At 60.7% G+C, this 16,637-nt stretch carries 12 protein-coding genes; 8 read left to right on the top strand and 4 right to left on the bottom strand.

Translation table 11 applies throughout. The features are described 5' to 3' along the window. Positions 1-285 precede the first annotated feature (285 nt). Together LQV39_RS26385 and LQV39_RS11485 are read left to right on the top strand one after the other, a co-directional pair. Positions 286-1,872, top strand: coding sequence for a methyl-accepting chemotaxis protein (locus LQV39_RS26385; RefSeq protein WP_290368577.1), 1,587 nt, complete (start codon positions 286-288; stop codon positions 1,870-1,872). A gap of 35 nt (positions 1,873-1,907) precedes the next feature. After that, complete coding sequence (locus LQV39_RS11485) at positions 1,908-2,528, top strand: chalcone isomerase family protein (protein ID WP_230025536.1); 621 nt, start codon at positions 1,908-1,910, stop codon at positions 2,526-2,528. Between the two features lie 91 nt (positions 2,529-2,619). Here LQV39_RS11485 and LQV39_RS11480 read toward each other — a convergent pair whose 3' ends face one another. Further along, positions 2,620-3,825, bottom strand: a complete 1,206-nt coding sequence (locus tag LQV39_RS11480) for a transposase (RefSeq protein WP_230025534.1) — start codon at positions 3,823-3,825, stop codon at positions 2,620-2,622. Positions 3,826-4,528: 703 nt separating this feature from the next. Next, on the bottom strand, positions 4,529-4,795 hold the full coding sequence (locus LQV39_RS11475) for a hypothetical protein (protein ID WP_230025532.1): 267 nt from the start codon (positions 4,793-4,795) through the stop codon (positions 4,529-4,531). Between the two features lie 177 nt (positions 4,796-4,972). Here LQV39_RS11475 and LQV39_RS11470 point away from each other — a divergent pair, with 177 nt between their 5' ends. Further along, positions 4,973-5,953, top strand: a complete 981-nt coding sequence (locus LQV39_RS11470; RefSeq protein WP_230025530.1) for a LysR family transcriptional regulator — start codon at positions 4,973-4,975, stop codon at positions 5,951-5,953. 99 nt (positions 5,954-6,052) lie between these two features. Here LQV39_RS11470 and LQV39_RS11465 read toward each other — a convergent pair whose 3' ends face one another. Next, positions 6,053-6,508 (bottom strand): Lrp/AsnC ligand binding domain-containing protein, encoded by a 456-nt coding sequence (locus LQV39_RS11465; RefSeq protein WP_036171419.1) that lies wholly within the window; start codon positions 6,506-6,508, stop codon positions 6,053-6,055. A gap of 209 nt (positions 6,509-6,717) precedes the next feature. Here LQV39_RS11465 and putA point away from each other — a divergent pair, with 209 nt between their 5' ends. Together putA and ald are read left to right on the top strand one after the other, a co-directional pair. Continuing rightward, positions 6,718-10,365, top strand: coding sequence for a trifunctional transcriptional regulator/proline dehydrogenase/L-glutamate gamma-semialdehyde dehydrogenase (gene putA, locus LQV39_RS11460; RefSeq protein WP_230025528.1), 3,648 nt, complete (start codon positions 6,718-6,720; stop codon positions 10,363-10,365). An 80-nt stretch (positions 10,366-10,445) separates the two neighbouring features. After that, positions 10,446-11,561: an alanine dehydrogenase gene (gene ald, locus LQV39_RS11455; protein ID WP_230025525.1), complete on the top strand. Its 1,116-nt coding sequence runs from the start codon at positions 10,446-10,448 to the stop codon at positions 11,559-11,561. On the opposite strand, the gene LQV39_RS11450 is transcribed toward ald, so the two are convergent. Then, positions 11,531-12,319, bottom strand: a complete 789-nt coding sequence (locus LQV39_RS11450; protein ID WP_230025523.1) for a 5'-methylthioadenosine/adenosylhomocysteine nucleosidase — start codon at positions 12,317-12,319, stop codon at positions 11,531-11,533. The genes ald and LQV39_RS11450 overlap by 31 nt on opposite strands. A 158-nt stretch (positions 12,320-12,477) precedes the next feature. On the opposite strand from LQV39_RS11450, the gene LQV39_RS11445 reads away from it, so the two are divergent. The 3 genes from LQV39_RS11445 (at position 12,478) to LQV39_RS11435 (ending at position 16,564) form a co-directional block, all read left to right on the top strand. Then, positions 12,478-12,957, top strand: a complete 480-nt coding sequence (locus LQV39_RS11445; RefSeq protein ID WP_230025521.1) for a hypothetical protein — start codon at positions 12,478-12,480, stop codon at positions 12,955-12,957. A 458-nt stretch (positions 12,958-13,415) separates the two neighbouring features. After that, positions 13,416-14,561, top strand: coding sequence for a transposase (locus LQV39_RS11440; protein WP_230025519.1), 1,146 nt, complete (start codon positions 13,416-13,418; stop codon positions 14,559-14,561). Between the two features lie 374 nt (positions 14,562-14,935). Further along, entirely contained in the window at positions 14,936-16,564 is a 1,629-nt protein-coding gene (locus LQV39_RS11435) for a GMC family oxidoreductase (protein WP_230025516.1), read from the top strand. The last annotated feature ends 73 nt before the right edge of the window (positions 16,565-16,637 follow it).

Raw genomic sequence — 16,637 nt, 5'->3', positions numbered from 1 at the left:
GGCCCTGGCGCTTTTCGTGAACCATCCCCCTGCAGAAGCCGCAAGGCTTCATGCGCGAATCGGCGGTGCCGCGTCCGCGGACCGCTCGCGCGCCTCCTGTCGAGGCCCGGCTTCGGCATCTACGCAACACACTTTCCTCAGTAACTCCCGGTTGTGCGTCCGCAGCATCGAAATAGTCTCAATTATTTAATTTGGGCAAATTATTTGGTGCTATATTTATTATCAAAAAAATAGCACGCCCATACTTTTCCGATTGGGGACTACGGAGACACAATGATTAGAAATATGAGTATCGGCCAGCGCCTGGCCGTGGGCTTCGGCTTCGTGATTGCCTTGCTGATGGTGCTGGCAGGGATTTCGTATCTGCGGATGGAGAGCCTGAACAAGGAGATGGAGACCCTGGTGCAGGTGCGCTACGCGAATACCGTGGCCGCCAACCGGGTTAAGGAAGACGTCAGCGAAGCCACGCGCAGCATGCTGAATGTCCTGATCATGGGCGATCCGGACCAGATCAAGAAGGAACTGGCGAACACGGAAGCGCGCAGCGCCAAGGCCAGCGCCTCGGTGGCGCAACTGGCCAGGCACACCAGCGACGCCGAGGGCACCGAGATCCTGAAGGCGATCGCCGTCATCCAGGACAAGTTCCTGCCGGCCCAGACCAAGTTCATCGGCCTGGTCAACGAGGACAAGAAGGACGAGGCCATGGTCAAGTTCATGTTCTCGCTGCGTCCCCAGCAAGGCCGTTATTTCGAACAGCTCGACAAGTTCGTCGCCTACCAGAACGCGGCCATGAACCGCGCTGGCCTGGAAGCCGCCGCCGTCACCCGCCGCACCCAACTGCTGATCCTGGTGCTGGCGGGCGCGGCCTGCTTCCTGTCGCTGGGCGTGGCCATCCTGTCGACGCGCAGCATCACCGGACCGCTGGCCCAGGTCGTGCAGATCGCCCAGCGCGTCGCCGACGGCGACCTCACCAGCGAGATCGCCGTCGACAGCCGCGACGAAGCCGGCCAGATGATGGAAGCGCTGCGCCACATGAACGACAGCCTGATCCGCATCGTCGGCGAGGTCCGTTCCAGCACCGAATCGATGGCGGGCGTATCCGGCGAGATCGCCAGCGGCAACCTGGACTTGTCGAGCCGTACCGAAGCCCAGGCCAGCTCGCTGGCCCAGACCTCGAGCTCGATGCGCGAACTGACCGACACCGTGCAGCAGAACGCGGACAACGCGCGCCAGGCCAACGCCCTCGCGGCCCAGGCCTCCGAAGTGGCGGCGCGCGGCGGCGCCGTGGTCTCGCACGTGGTCGCCACCATGGGCTCGATCACCGATTCCTCGAAGAAGATTGTGGATATCATCGGCGTGATCGACGGCATCGCCTTCCAGACCAATATCCTGGCCCTGAACGCCGCGGTCGAAGCGGCGCGCGCGGGCGAGCAGGGCCGCGGCTTCGCCGTGGTGGCGTCGGAAGTGCGCAACCTGGCGCAGCGCTCGGCGGCGGCGGCGAAAGAGATCAAGTTGCTGATCAGCGATTCTGTGGATAAAGTGCATGAAGGCAGCCACCTGGTCGAGCAGGCCGGCGTGACGATGGCCGAGGTGGTCGAGAGCGTGCGCCGCGTGACCGACATCATGGCCGAGATCACGGCCGCCAGCGTGGAGCAGAGCGCCGGCATCGCCGAGGTCAGCCAGAACATCGTCGAGATGGACCAGACCACGCAGCAGAACGCGGCGCTGGTCGAGGAAGCGGCAGCAAGCGCGGCGGCGATGCAGGACCAGGCGGCGCGGCTGGCGCGCGCGGTCAGCGTCTTCAAACTCGACCAGGCCGCGGCCTCGGCGCCCGTATTAACGTCGCGTGAACCCCGGCTGACGCTGGGTTAAACCATTACAACAGTTTCATTCCTGAGGAGACATACATGACTTCCATCCGCACCACCTCCTTCGCCCGCAGACTCGTCGTCAAGGGCATGATGGCCGGCGCCCTGCTGGTGGCCGCCATCAGCCTGCCGGCCCAGGCTTCCGTCGACGTCAACGGCTACAAGTTCGAAGAAACCGCCAAGGTCGCCGGCAAGGACCTCAAACTGAACGGCGCCGGCATGCGCACCAAGCTGGTGTTCAAGGTGTATGCGGCCGGTCTCTACTTGCCGGAGAAGAAAAACGCCACGGCAGAGATCCTCAAACTGGAGGGGCCGCGCCGCGTAACCCTGCAGATGGCGCGCGACCTGACCTCCGAAGAGTTCGGCAAGGCCTTCATGGATGGCCTGAACGAAAACCTGGACAAGGCGGAAAAGCAGAAGATCGTGGCCCAGATCGGCAAGATGGGCGAGCTGTTCGCCTCGGTCGACGCGATCAAGAAGGGCGACGTGCTGCACCTGGACTGGATCCCGGGCACCGGTACCCAGGCTGAGCTGAACGGCAAGAAGCTGGGCGATCCCATCCCGGACGTGAACTTCTACAACGCCATCCTGCGCATCTGGCTGGGCGACAAGCCGGTCGACAAGTCGTTGAAGCCGGCCCTGCTCGGCGAAGCCAAGTAATGTAATCCTCGGCATCCTGGTTTAACGCGGCCCCGGGCAACCGGCGCCGCGTTTTTTTTCCCGTTCCGCCAAGCCTACGCAATTCTGTTCATTATTGAACAAATTTACTGTTGGCTTCCTGCTTCGCCGAGGCCGGTTTCGCCGCGTTCTTGCGACCGCGACCAGAGCCTTCCTCTCCACAGGCTGACACCGTGGAACTCACGGCCATCTGCTCAAGATTGATAGCAGCATTTACATCACGGTTGTGATGGGATCCACATGTCGGACAAGTCCATTCCCGAATCGACAACGACAATGTCTCTAGTTGAAACCCGCAGGCCGAGCACCTTTTGCTGCTTGCGAAAAAGCGATCTGCTACGATCACCTGACCACCACGCATCGCTGCCTTATATCTTAGCTGGCGTCGAAATTCGAAAAAGCCCATGTCAAGAATCGAGCGCGCCAAGCACCGGTTCTTTACCATGCCGCGCACGTTTAGATCCTCGATACCGATCGTATGGAAGCGACGTGTCAGATCTGTCGTAAGTTTGTTTAACGAATCGGATCGAATGGCTGCGATGCGGGAGTGAAGATTTGCCAGTTTGAACTTAGCCTTCCCACGATTCGCCGATCCATTTTGTTTGCGTGACAGGCTGCGTGCGAGCTTACGTTGGCGAGCTAGTAGCGCCCGGTGTGGTTTCGGTCCAGAGATAGGCGATCCTCCTGTGGAAAGCGTCGCCAAGGCCGACACGCCCAAGTCCACACCGACCACGCCTTGGTTTTCGGCTTTAGGCAAGTGCGATACGTCGACTGTATCGACAGTGAGACTGACATACCAGCGTTGCGCTGTGCGAGATACCGTTGCCGACTTTATTTTGCCGGCTAAACGCAGCGACTCGCGCATCCGTACCCAACCCAGCTTTGGAATATGGATGCGGCAGCCGTCGACGTGGAACTGGTCGTTGGTGAGAGCAAAACTGTCGTGTACACCTTTTTTATGAAAGCGGGGGTAATGTGCGCGACCGGCAAAGAAGTTCTTGAACGCCATGTCCAGATGACTAATAGCTTTCTGCGGCGCATTTTTAGTTACCTCTAGCATCCAAGGGAATTGTTCACGCTTAATGGCGTTGAGCTGACGCCCTAACGCTCCTTTAGATGGAAGGCACTGTCCCGGATCAACCTTATGCGCTTCGTACTGCCGCATCCATTCGGCCAATGCCCAGTTGTATGTAAAGCGCGCAACACCAGCGGCTTTCGCAAAGTAACTTGCCTGCACATTGTTTGGATCGAGTGCGATCTTATGAGCGATTAGCATCATGGCCCTCGGGCACATCCCTGCGCAATGTTGATCCTGCTTGTCCCTCTGTCCGCTCGGCGATTAATCCTCTGATTTCTCACTTGCGCAAGTCCTAATTTTGACGACTTCGCCCATGCGCACCAAGCTACCCATAGTCTTGACTTATTTAGTGCAAATTTCAAGCGAGCTTCTCTGCTCTCAATTTTTGACTGCGTGCCTACCGGATTTTCGGGAGGGGTGGGACCCCAGCCGGGCTTGCAACGGCGCTGGCGGCTTGTGCGTTCGATTCGATCGATGTGACTACTACTCATCCATATATAGCTACTATTGTTGAACTTCTGGCTTTTTATCGCTATCTCCTCACTAAGATGGTTCGATTGAATGTCTTTGTTCCTACTTCTTGTGTAATAAATATAATTTCAGGCAGGCCACGCTCAAGTACTGGAATACGATTAATATCATCTATTTCAAAGCTAAAATTCATCAATATGCATTCATCATGCATGGTGAACGATATTCGAATTCATGCACATCGCATACGATAGCGACTGATTGTTAAATCGATTCAGTCAAAACCCCCCCTGAAAAGCCGAGCGACCGGAAGTCGACGGCGATTCTTCATTCCCGCTCGTGTTTGGCGGGGCAACGGGGAAAAATGGGCGAAAAAAAACGGCACCCCGTTGTCGGGATGCCGTTCAAGGAGAAAGACGGGTGTAAAACTGAATCAGGAACGCAGGGCGCGGACCTCGGTGCTGCCGGTGACGGCCGCGGCGGCCTGTTGCGCCAGGCGCAGCTTGCGGCGTGCGGCCAGCTCGTCCTTGGTCGGACGGGGGCGCACCACCAGCACCAGCGCGCGGGCGATGCCGATCAACAGCGGGCGGAAGAACATCAGCACGCCGCCCAGCAGGGTCAGCTGGACCATGCTGATGAAGAGCTGCATGAAGGGTACGCCCGTCATGGGGTCCTGGAACAGGGTAGCAGCGAAGGACATGGCTGAATTAAAGCTCAGTTAAGTGTGAGAATGTGTTTGATGTTAAGGTTCCATGTAACTATAGTGCAACGCAACATATAAATCTAATCACGTTTACTGATGGTCCTTATATTGATCGTGAATGGAAATCGGGTACACTAACCGGAACCCAAAAAAACGCTGCCCCGAACGGATCCCATGAGCTTCCTCACGCTTGACCTGAACCTGCTCCGCGTCTTCGACGCCGTCATGACCGAGCAAAACCTGACCCGCGCCGCCGGCCACCTGGCCATGACCCAGCCCGCGGTGTCGAACGCCGTCAAACGCCTGCGCGAGAGCCTCGGCGACGAGCTCCTGATCCGCACCGCCTACGGCGTGAAGCCGACCCCACGCGCCGAAGCGCTGTGGCCGGCCGTGCGCCAGGCGCTGGCTGCGCTGGAAGCAGCCGTGATGCCGGAAACCTTCGACGTCTCCAAGGCCCAGGCCACCTTCCGCCTGGCGATGGCGGACGCGACGGCGGCGCTGTGGCTGCCGTCGCTGGTGCGTTCGATCGAAAAGGAAGCGCCGGGCGTGAACATCCGCATGGTGCCGCTGACCACGCGCGAACCGCGGCCGATGCTGCTGCGCGGCGATATCGACCTGGCTGTCGGCTTCTTTCCCGGCGTGGCGGCCCAGCTGTCGTATGAGACCGGCTCGCCGATCCGCCACGAGCGCCTGTATTCGGGCGAATATGTGGCCGTGATGCGCAAGAACCATCCGCTGGCCAAGGACAAGCTGGACCTGGACGCCTATTGCAAGTCGGACCACCTGCTGGTGAGTTTCTCGGGCCGCGCGCACGGCCTGGTCGACGAGGCGCTGGCGCAAATTGGCCGCGAGCGCCGCATCCTGCTGACCGTGAACCAGTTCTTCACCGCCGGCCGTGTGGTCGCGAATTCGGACCTGGTGACGGTGCTGCCGCGCCACCTGATCGCCTCGACCGGCGCCGCCGATGCCCTGGTATGGCGCGAATTGCCCTTCCAGCTGCCGGCCGTGCACCTGGACATGCTCTGGCACGAACGCGACGGCCGCAGCCCGGCGCACCGCTGGCTGCGCAAGAACCTCGAACAGATGTCGGCCGCGGCGCAGAAGACGCTGCCGCAGGCTTCGGAGGCGAATGTGAAGATGGAGAAAATTGCTTAGATCGTCGTTCCCGCGCAGGCGGGAACCCAAGTTCTGCATGAGCTATCGAAATGCGAACAACTTGGATCCCCGCCTTCGCGGGGACGACGAGATAGCTGCTTATTTGATCGGCAGCTTGGTCGTATTCTTGACCTCTTCCATCACCGCATACGTGTGCGTCTCCCGCACCCCCTTCTGCAGCAAGGTTTTACCCAGGAACTCCCGGTAAGCCGCCATGTCCTTCACCCGCGCCTTGACCAGGTAATCGAAGCCGCCGGCCACCATGTGGCACTCCAGGACTTCCGGAATCAGCTGGACGCTCTGCTTGAAGGCGTCGAACACCTCGGGCGTCGTGCGGTCCAGCACCACTTCGATGAAGACCAGCAGCGACACGTCCAGCAGCTGGGGGTTCAGCTGGGCCGTGTAACCCATGATGTAGCCGGACTCGTGCAGCTTACGGACCCGCTCCAGACAGGCTGCCGGCGACAGGTTGACGCGCGCCGCCAATTCGACGTTGCTGATTCGCCCGTCGCTCTGCAACTCGGCAAGGATTTTCTTGCTGATCTTGTCCAGCATGTTTGTCGCTCTCCACTATAAATATTATTTGGTGAAATTCTCTCACCAAAAACTATCTATTGCTAGTCTTCTCTAAAAACAGAATTAATCCAGAAGATTTCCCTCTACAATCGAATTCATGTATTTGTATTTGCACTTGCGCCGGCCATCCCCGATGGACCGGCGCTTTGTGCATGTGGATCCGATATTTACTTTTAGCCAGAGCCTTCATGAACATTGCCGCCACCCCGGCCATCACCTTCGTTCCCTTCGACGCCCTGCAGGCCGAGACCAACCGCGAGCAGACCCCGCTGCGCGCCGCCATCACCAGCGCCTACCGCCGCGACGAAACCGCGGCCGTCGAATGGCTGCTGGCCCAGGGCGCCGCTGCCTCGGCCGACGCCTACATGCTGGCACACCGCCTGGTCTCCGCCGTGCGCGAAAAACGCACCCGCTCCTCGGGCGTCGATGCACTGATGCACGAATTCTCGCTGTCGTCGGAAGAGGGCGTGGCCCTGATGTGCCTGGCCGAGGCGCTGCTGCGGATTCCGGATTCGGACACCGCCGACCGCCTGATCGCCGACAAGATCAGCAAGGGCGACTGGAAGAAGCACCTGGGCGAATCGCCGTCGCTGTTCGTGAACGCCGCCACCTGGGGCCTGCTCATCACCGGCAAGCTGGTCTCGAGCAGCAGCGAAAAAGGTCTCGGTTCGGCGCTGACCCGCCTGATCGCCAAGGGCGGCGAACCGCTGATCCGCAAGGGCGTCGACATGGCCATGCGCATGCTGGGCAACCAGTTCGTGACCGGCCAGACCATCAACGAAGCGCTGAAAAACAGCCGAGAGAATGAAACCCGCGGCTACCGCTACTCCTACGACATGCTGGGCGAAGCGGCGCTGACCGAGCTCGACGCCGAAAATTACTACGCTTCCTACGAAGCCGCGATCCACGCCATTGGCAAAGCCTCGAACGGCCGCGGCATCAAGGACGGCCCGGGCATTTCGATCAAGCTGTCGGCCTTGCACCCGAGATATAGCCGCGCCCAGTACGCCCGCGTGATGGGCGAACTGCTGCCGCGCGTGAAAAAACTGGTGCTGCTGGCCAAGCAGTACAACATCGGCATCAACATCGACGCCGAGGAAGCCGACCGCCTGGAAATCTCGCTGGACATGCTGGAAGCGCTGGCCTTCGATGCGGAACTGGCCGGCTTCGAGGGCATCGGCCTGGTGGTGCAGGCTTATCAAAAACGCTGCCCCTTCGTGATCGACTTCGTGGTCGACCTGGCGCGCCGCAGCGGCCAGAAGTTCATGGTCCGCCTCGTAAAAGGCGCCTACTGGGACGCCGAGATCAAGCGCGCCCAGGTCGACGGCCTGCCCGGCTACCCGGTCTACACGCGCAAGGTTTATACGGACGTCTCCTATCTGACCTGCGCGAAAAAGCTGCTGGGCGCCACCGATGTCATTTACGCCCAGTTCGCGACCCACAATGCGCACACCCTGTCGGTGATCTACACCTGGGCCAAGGCCGAGGGTGTCTCGAACTACGAGTTCCAGTGCCTGCACGGCATGGGCGAGACCCTGTACGACCAGGTCGTGGGCGCGGAGAACCTGGGTAAAGCCTGCCGCATCTACGCGCCGGTCGGTTCGCACGAAACCCTGCTGGCCTATCTGGTGCGCCGCCTGCTGGAAAACGGCGCGAATTCCTCGTTCGTGAACCAGATCGTCGACGAAAGCGTGCCGATCGACACCCTGCTGGCCGATCCCTTCGAGCAGGCCCGCGCCGCGCACTGCCTGCCGCACCCGCGCATTCCGTTGCCGCTGGACATGTTCGGCCTAGGGCGCAAGAACTCCGCCGGCCTGGACCTCGCCAACGAGCACGTGCTGCGCGCCCTGGCGGACAACCTGGGTACCCCGCGCCACTACCTGGCCGCGCCGCTGGTCGACGGTCCGCTGGAAGCCGTGGGCGCGGTCAATGTGATCAACCCGGCGCAAGCGGCCGATATCGTCGGCCAGGTGACCGAAGCGACGGTCGGCGACGTCGACACCGCGCTGCAGGCCGCCGCCACCGCGTTCCCGGCCTGGGAAGGCCAGGGCGCCGCTGCCCGCGCCGACATCGTCGCCAAAGTCGGCGACCTGTTCGAACAGAACATGGGCGAGCTGATGGCCCTGGCCGTGCGCGAAGCGGGTAAGTCGCTGCCGAACGCGATCGCCGAGATCCGCGAGGCGGTCGATTTCCTGCGCTACTACGCGAACGAGATCCGCGAAGAGGGCGATGCCAAGGCGCTGGGTCCGGTGACCTGCATCAGCCCGTGGAACTTCCCGCTGGCCATTTTTACGGGCCAGGTCGCCGCCGCGCTGGCGGCCGGCAACGTGGTCCTTGCAAAACCGGCCGAGCAGACCCCGCTGATCGCGCACCGCGCCGTGCAGCTGTTCCACGAAGCCGGCGTGCCGATGGGCGCCCTGCAGCTGCTGCCGGGCCGCGGCGAGACCGTCGGCGCCGCCCTTACGGCCGACCCGCGCGTGAAAGCCGTGATTTTCACGGGCTCGACCGAAGTCGCCCAGCTGATCAACCGCACGCTGGCCAGGCGCGCGGTCGAGGAAGGCTGCGACATCCCCCTGATCGCCGAAACCGGTGGCCAGAACGCGCTGATCGTCGATTCCTCGGCGCTGCCGGAGCAGGTGGTGCAGGACGTGCTGTCGTCGGCCTTCGACAGCGCCGGCCAGCGCTGCTCGGCCCTGCGTGTGCTGTTCCTGCAGGAAGACATCGCCGACAAGACGATCAAGATGCTGAAGGGCGCGATGCAGGAACTGCGCGTCGGCGTGCCGGACCGCCTGGCCACCGACATCGGCCCGGTGATCGACCGCGAAGCCCAGCAGAACCTGCTGGCCCACATCGAGGCTACGCGCGCCAGCGCGAAGCAGTACTTTGCGCTGGAGCTGCCGGCCGACCTGCAGGCGCAAGGCACCTTCGTGCCGCCGACCGTGCTGGAAATCGGTTCGATGGCGGAACTGCAACGCGAAGTCTTCGGCCCGGTGCTGCACATCGTGCGCTACCGCCGCGCGGACCTGGGCAAGGTGGTCGACACCATCAACGGCACCGGCTACGGCCTGACCCTGGGCGTGCATTCGCGCATCGACGAAACCATCGATTTCATCACCTCGCGCGCCCATGTCGGTAACATCTACGTGAACCGCAACATCGTCGGCGCCGTGGTCGGCGTGCAGCCTTTCGGCGGCGAAGGCAAATCCGGCACCGGCCCGAAAGCCGGCGGCCCGCTCTACCTGAAGCGCCTGCAACAGGCGGCCTTGCCGCTGCTGCAACGCGCGCGCCACAGCAATGCCGCGCTGGACGGCCTGATGGGCTGGATGCAGGCCAACGGCCACGGCGATGTCGCCGTGCTGGCCGAGGGTTATACCAACACCACCCTGGACGGCGTCAGCATCGACTTACCGGGCCCGACCGGCGAGCGCAATGTGCTCGGCTTTACCCCGCGCGGCGCCATCCTGTGCGCGGCGAGCGACACGAAAGGCTTGCTGAACCAGCTGGCGGCGGTGCTGGTCACCGGCAACCGCGCACTGGTGCTGGCCGACTCGCGCGACCAGGTGCTGGGCAGCCTGCCGCCGGAAGTGAAGGCGCAGGTGCGCTTCGTCGGCGAGGCAGAGCTGGACAGCCTGGATATCCAGATGGCGCTGGTCGAAAATGGTGTCAAAGGAAATCTGCAGGCGAAACTGGCGGCCCGGACCGGCGCCATCGTCGGCATCGTCGATACCCGGGCGGATCAGCCGGTCGCGCTGTGGCGGCTGGTGGCCGAACGGGCCTTGTGCGTCAACACGACGGCGGCTGGCGGTAACGCAAGCCTGATGACGCTGAGCTTGTAATCATAAGAAGAAATGACCGGGGCGCATGCCCCGGTTTTCACATGAGCAGTCGTTTCAGTTGTTAAAACTTGGAGGAAGACATGCTAGTTGGCGTTCCAAAGGAAATCAAAAACCATGAATACCGGGTCGGCCTGACCCCGCCCAGCGTCCACGAACTGGTGGGGCGCGGGCACCAGGTGCTGGTGCAGGCCGGCGCCGGGGCCGAGATCGGCTTATCCGACGAACAATACACGGCGGCGGGTGCCAGCATCGTCGCCAGCGCGAAGGAAATCTTCGAACGCGCGGACATGATCGTGAAGGTCAAGGAACCGCAGCCCCAGGAATGCGCGATGCTGCGCGAGGGACAAATCCTGTACACCTATCTGCACCTGGCGCCGGATCCGGAACAGACCGCGGCGCTGGTGAAGTCGGGCGCCATCTGCATCGCCTATGAAACCATCACCGGCGCGGGCGGCGGGCTGCCGCTGCTGGCGCCGATGAGCGAGGTGGCGGGGCGCATGTCCATCCAGGCCGGCGCCAGCCACCTGGAAAAATCGAAGGGCGGCATGGGCCTGCTGCTGGGCGGCGTCCCGGGCGTGGCGCCGGGGCACGTGGTGATCATCGGCGCCGGCGTGGTCGGCACGAATGCGCTGCAGATGGCGGTCGGCACCGGCGCGCGCGTATCCGTGCTGGACAAGAACGTCGATCGCCTGCGCCAGCTCGACCTGATCTACGGCAACCGGATCTCGACCCTGTACTCGAACGCCCATGCGATCGAGGAAGCGGTGCTGTCGGCCGACCTGGTGATCGGCGGCGTGCTGGTGCCGGGCGCGGCGGCGCCTAAGCTGGTGACGCGCAGCATGGTCTCGCGCATGAAGAAGGGGGCGGTGGTGGTCGACGTCGCGATCGACCAGGGCGGCTGCTTCGAGACTTCCCACGCGACCACCCACGCCGATCCGACTTTCGTGGTCGACGGCGTGGTGCACTACTGCGTGGCGAACATGCCGGGCGCGGTGGCCCGTACCTCGACCTTTGCCCTGAACAACGCCACCATCGGCCACGCGGTGGCGCTGGCAACCAAGGGCTGGCGACAGGCGCTGCGCGACGATCCGCACCTGAAGAACGGCCTGAACGTCTGCCAGGGCAAGGTGACCTACGCAGCTGTGGCGAAAGACCTGGGCTACGACTACGTGCCGGCGGACACCCTGCTTGCCTGAGCCGCCTGTAACTGGGCGCAGAACTGCCTGACGACATAAAAGGCATACCGCGCGGCTACCGACTTCACGAAGCGCATGAAGTCGGTGGCCGCGTTTTCATTGGCGTTGTCGGAAATCGTTCGGATCACGCCGAACGGAATCCCGAGCTCGAAACACACCTGCGCCACCGCGGCGCCTTCCATCTCTACCGCCAATAAGCCCGGCAAAGCCGCGCCAAGGGCCTGGATGCGCTCCCTGTGGCTGACGAACTGGTCGCCGCTACCGACCAGGCCGCGGTGCACCCGCGGCGCCTGGAGCGCGAATACGGCCCTTTCCTGGGGATCGATGGCCTTCTCGAACTCGAGTTCAAGGAAGCGCTGGGCGGCGTGCGTCAGCTCCAGCGCCATCTGGCGGTCGCCGGCGAAGTGGCTCAAACCCGTCAGCGGCACCTCGTAACGCGGAAACAGCGGACTCGCATCCATATCGTGCTGGACCAGGTTTTCGGCCACCACGATGTCGCCGACACGCACGGAAGCGTCACCTGACCCAGCCACACCCGTAAACAGGATGTGGGTAACACCGAACTTCTCCACAAGCGTCGTGGCTGTCATGGCCGCTGCAACCTTGCCTATACGCGATAAAACGCAAACAGCGTCGATTTCCCAGAGTTTACCGGTCCAGTACTCACGCATGCCATGGATGAGCTTGTAGGGCCTCTCCATGGCTTCTACGAGTCCCTGCTGTTCTTCGTGCAAGGCGCTGATGATCCCTAATCGCATGTTTTTCTCGTCCTGGATGGCCTTTCGACCGGGGTTTGAAGCGGTTTTGCAGCTCAGTGTTTTAATAAAACAAGATGTATATAAAAACTGGTAGTAGATAGTAAACAGGCAGTTTGCTGTGGATAAGACGAGATTTGTCTACAGCGTCAAAGGTTTACGTGCTGCCGGATGCGCTGGAAAAACATTGTATCCAAGCTGAACGGAACTTGGACAAAAACGCCTGGGCTTCCAAAAAACGGGCTTCTGCACATTTGCTGCTGTGGATATGCAGGCGTTTTTCCACAGACGAGATGGTTTGCAGGGCGTTTGAGCTGCTGAACTTGTCTGTTTGCATACAGATCAGCTGGCAAACAAGGCCGGCAGTTGGAGACCAGCAAGTCGGCGATCAGCAATCGGTGATCGGCGATCGCGTTTCGGATGTTGGCAGGATGCCGGCGATCGTCTTGCGCCGGTCTCGGCGGTTCCACTTTCTTCCTGAAGACAAAAAAACGCTCGAGCAGCGTTGGCCGTTGTCGATCGCCTTCGGCGTTTGCATTTCGTTGTTGCTGTTCGCTTCTTGTTTGGTAGCTGTTGGCTACAGGCGAATGGGGGCAAAGTGCCCGGTTTTCCACGCGAAGTCGTTCCTTTGTATTAGTTAACTTGTTTAGATATATAAATTGGTAGTGATAGTAAACGCCGCGCCTTCTGTGGATAAGTTGAATTTTCTTCGCAGGCTCAAGGGTTTACGTGCTTTTCAAACTGCTGAACAAGGCTTGCGTCTGGCAAGGACGTTAACTGGACAAAAAAGCGTCTGTGTCCAAGTCGCGTGGTTTCGCACATTCGATCCTGTGGATATTCATGGGCTTGTCCACAGAGGCGGGTAGTTTGCTGCTTGCCGACGTGTTTTTGGCTGCTTGCAAGCAAGGTCGAGGTGTTCGCTGGGTCGCCTGCTTGGCCAGAGTCGGAAAAATTTTTTAGTAGGTCTAGCCACTAAGGTTGGATCGTTTTCCGGGCGTTTTGGTCGAAGACGGATGAGTGACTGCGTTTTGTTTGCAAGGATGAAAGCAATGGAGAACGTTATGTATGGGTAGTTTGCGCCTGCTGCGAAGGATGCTAAATGTTTGTAGCGCACAAGATTAGGCTTGATCCGAACAATAATCAGCGTACTCATCTGGCTCGCGCAGCTGGAACCGCCCGCTTCGCCTATAACTGGGCATTGGCTGAATGGAAGCGTCAGTACGAGGCCTGCCAGGTCGATCCAGCGTTGAATCAGCCGAATGAAGCTGCTCTGCGGCGCCAGCTCAATAGCATCAAGCGAACGCAGTTTCCGTGGATGTTGGACGTAACCAAATGCGCCCCGCAGATGGCGATCATGCAGTTGGGACGGGCTTTTAGTAATTTTTTTGCTGGCCGTGCGGATTACCCGAGGTTCCGACGTATAGGAAGGGATGACCGTTTTACGATAAGCAACAACGAGTTTCATGTCAAAAACAGGTGCATACGGATCCCCAAGCTTGGTTGGGTACGCATGCGAGAAGAGTTACGTTTCACTGGCCATATCGTGTCAGCGTCAGTGTCTCGTACTGCCGGACATTGGTATGCCAGCATCACTGTCAACTGTCCTGAGCCGCTTCTACCGTACGCCGAAAACCAAGGCGTTGTGGGTATCGACTTAGGTATCACTAACCTTGCCACCTTGTCGACTGGCGAAAAGTTCAATAGTCCGCATGCTTTGCGTTGTTTGCTAGGTAGCGTACGGCGGTTGTCGCGTGCCTTGTCCCGCAAAGTAAAGGGTTCAAGCAATCGAGCGAAGGCAAAACTACGGTTGGCCAAGTTGTACGAGAGACTCGCACATATCCGCCAGAACAGCCTGCATCAACTCACTAGCAATCTCACACGCCGGTTTCACATGATTGGCATCGAAGACCTCAACGTAAAAGGCATGTTGAAAAACCGCCGGCTTGCGTTGGCGATCAGTGACATGGGCTTTTACGAGTTTCGACGCCAGCTTGAATACAAGGCAGCACAGCGCGGAAGTTGGGCCGTTGTAGCCGACCACTGGTATCCAAGCAGCAAAACTTGCTCAGTTTGTGGTTATGTAGCCGAGACGCTGGCTTTAGCGCAGCGCCGCTGGGTCTGTTCGAACTGCGGGACTCCACATGATCGTGACGTCAATGCCGCGGTTAATTTGAAGAATGTGGCGGTGAGTTCCACCGTCTTAGCCTGTGGAGAGGAAGGCGCTGGCCTTGCGCAAGAGCGTTAGGTGAACCGGCCTCGATGAAGCAGGAATCCAACTGCAAACTTAGCAACGCATGAGCTTTGTGTAAGTTCGGAAGAACGGTTTACAACTAAAGCTTGTTTACAAAATAGTGGTAGTAGTTAACGGAGGTACTCATCTGTGGATAAACCCTGTTTTGTCCACAAGATCAGCAGTTTACGCGCCGCATAAGCCAGTGCACTTGCCTTGCGTTTGCCTGAGGGAAAAAATGGATAAAAATTCGCGCTGCATGTAAACGGCGTGTTCCGCACAATCGATACCTGTGGATATACAGAAGCTTATCCACAATCACTAAGCCTTGACGATCTGGTAAGCTTGCCCAAACGAAGCATCACCGCATCTGAACGATAGGGGGCAGCGTGGAATCGGCAGGGGAATACGACTACATCATCGTGGGCGCCGGCACTGCCGGTTGCGTGCTTGCCAACCGCCTGTCCAGAAAGCCGGACGTCCAGGTCTTGCTGATCGAAGCCGGCGGCAAGGACGATTACCTGTGGATCCACATTCCGGTCGGCTACCTCTACTGCATCGACAATCCGCGCACCGACTGGCTATTCCGCACCGAAGCCGATCCTGGCCTGGCGGGGCGCGCGCTGATCTACCCGCGCGGAAAAGTGCTGGGAGGCTCGTCCTCGATCAACGGCATGATCTACATGCGCGGCCAGGCCGGCGATTACGACCGCTGGGCCGAGCTCAGCGGCGATCCGTCCTGGCGCTGGGAACATGTTTTGCCCCTGTTCCGGCAGAGCGAAGACCACCACGGCGGCGCCAGCGACATCCACGGCAGCGGTGGCGAATGGCGCGTCGAGCGCCAGCGTCTGTCCTGGGAAATCCTCGACGCTTTCCGCGAAGCGGCGAGCGAAGTGGGGATCCCGAAAATCGCCGATTTCAACGGCGGCGATAACGCCGGCTGCGCCTATTTCGAAGTCAACCAGCGCCGCGGCATCCGCCTGAACACCGCCAAAGCCTTTCTCAAACCGGCGTCGCAGCGGCCGAATCTCACCATCATGACCGGCTGCCATGTCGAAAAACTGCTGATCGAATCGAACGAGAACGGCAAGTTCTGCCGCGGCGTGCAGTTTACGGGCGGCGGCCGGGCCTTCAGCGCCACCGCGCGCCGCGAAACTTTATTGGCCGCCGGCGCGATCGGTTCGCCCACCATCCTGCAACTGTCCGGCATCGGCCCGGCCGCCAGCCTGGCGCAACACGGCATCGAAGCGCTGGTCGATGCCCCGGGCGTGGGCGAAAACCTGCAGGACCACCTGCAGCTGCGCATGGTCTATCGGATCACCGGCGCGCCCTCGCTGAACACGACGGCGGCCAGCTGGGTCGGCAAGGCCAAAATCGGCCTGCAATACATGCTGTTCCAGAGCGGGCCGATGTCGATGGCGCCGTCCCAGCTGGGCGCTTTCGCCCGTTCCGACCCCGGCCAGGCCACGCCCAACCTGCAATACCATGTGCAGCCGCTGTCGCTAGAAAAATTCGGCGACCCGCTGCACGGTTTTCCCGCCTTCACCGCCAGCGTCTGCAACCTGCGCCCGACCTCGCGCGGCCACGTGCGCATCGCCGCGAACGACAGCTACGCGCCGCCGAAGATCACGCCCAACTACCTCAGTACGCCTGAAGACCGGCAAGTGGCGGCGCACGCGCTGGCGCTGACGCGCCGCATCGTCGCTTCACCGGCGCTGGCCAGGTACCGGCCCGAGGAATTCAAGCCGGGCCCAAGCTACCGCACGGAGGAAGAACTGGCCACAGCCGCCGGCCTGATCGGCACCACGATTTTCCATCCGGTCGGCACCTGCAAGATGGGCAAGCTCGACGATCCGCTGGCCGTGGTCGACAGCGAGCTGCGCGTAAAAGGCGTGCGCGGACTGCGCGTGGTCGACGCCTCGATCATGCCTTTTATTACTTCCGGCAACACGAACTCGCCGACCCTGATGATTGCCGAGAAAACGGCCCAGCTGCTGGCGAAACAAGTGCACCGCTGAGCAAAAATGCACAATGGGTTTGCGCTGACGCAGACGCGACACGGGCGCGGGCGCAAACGATGTGTTGTATCGT

Origin of the sequence: Massilia sp. Bi118 (genome assembly GCF_918697865.1) — a bacterium.
Taxonomy (GTDB): Bacteria; Pseudomonadota; Gammaproteobacteria; order Burkholderiales; family Burkholderiaceae_D; genus Telluria.
Note: the sequence above shows the minus strand (reverse complement) of the source record. Positions and strands in the feature narration are given on the sequence as shown.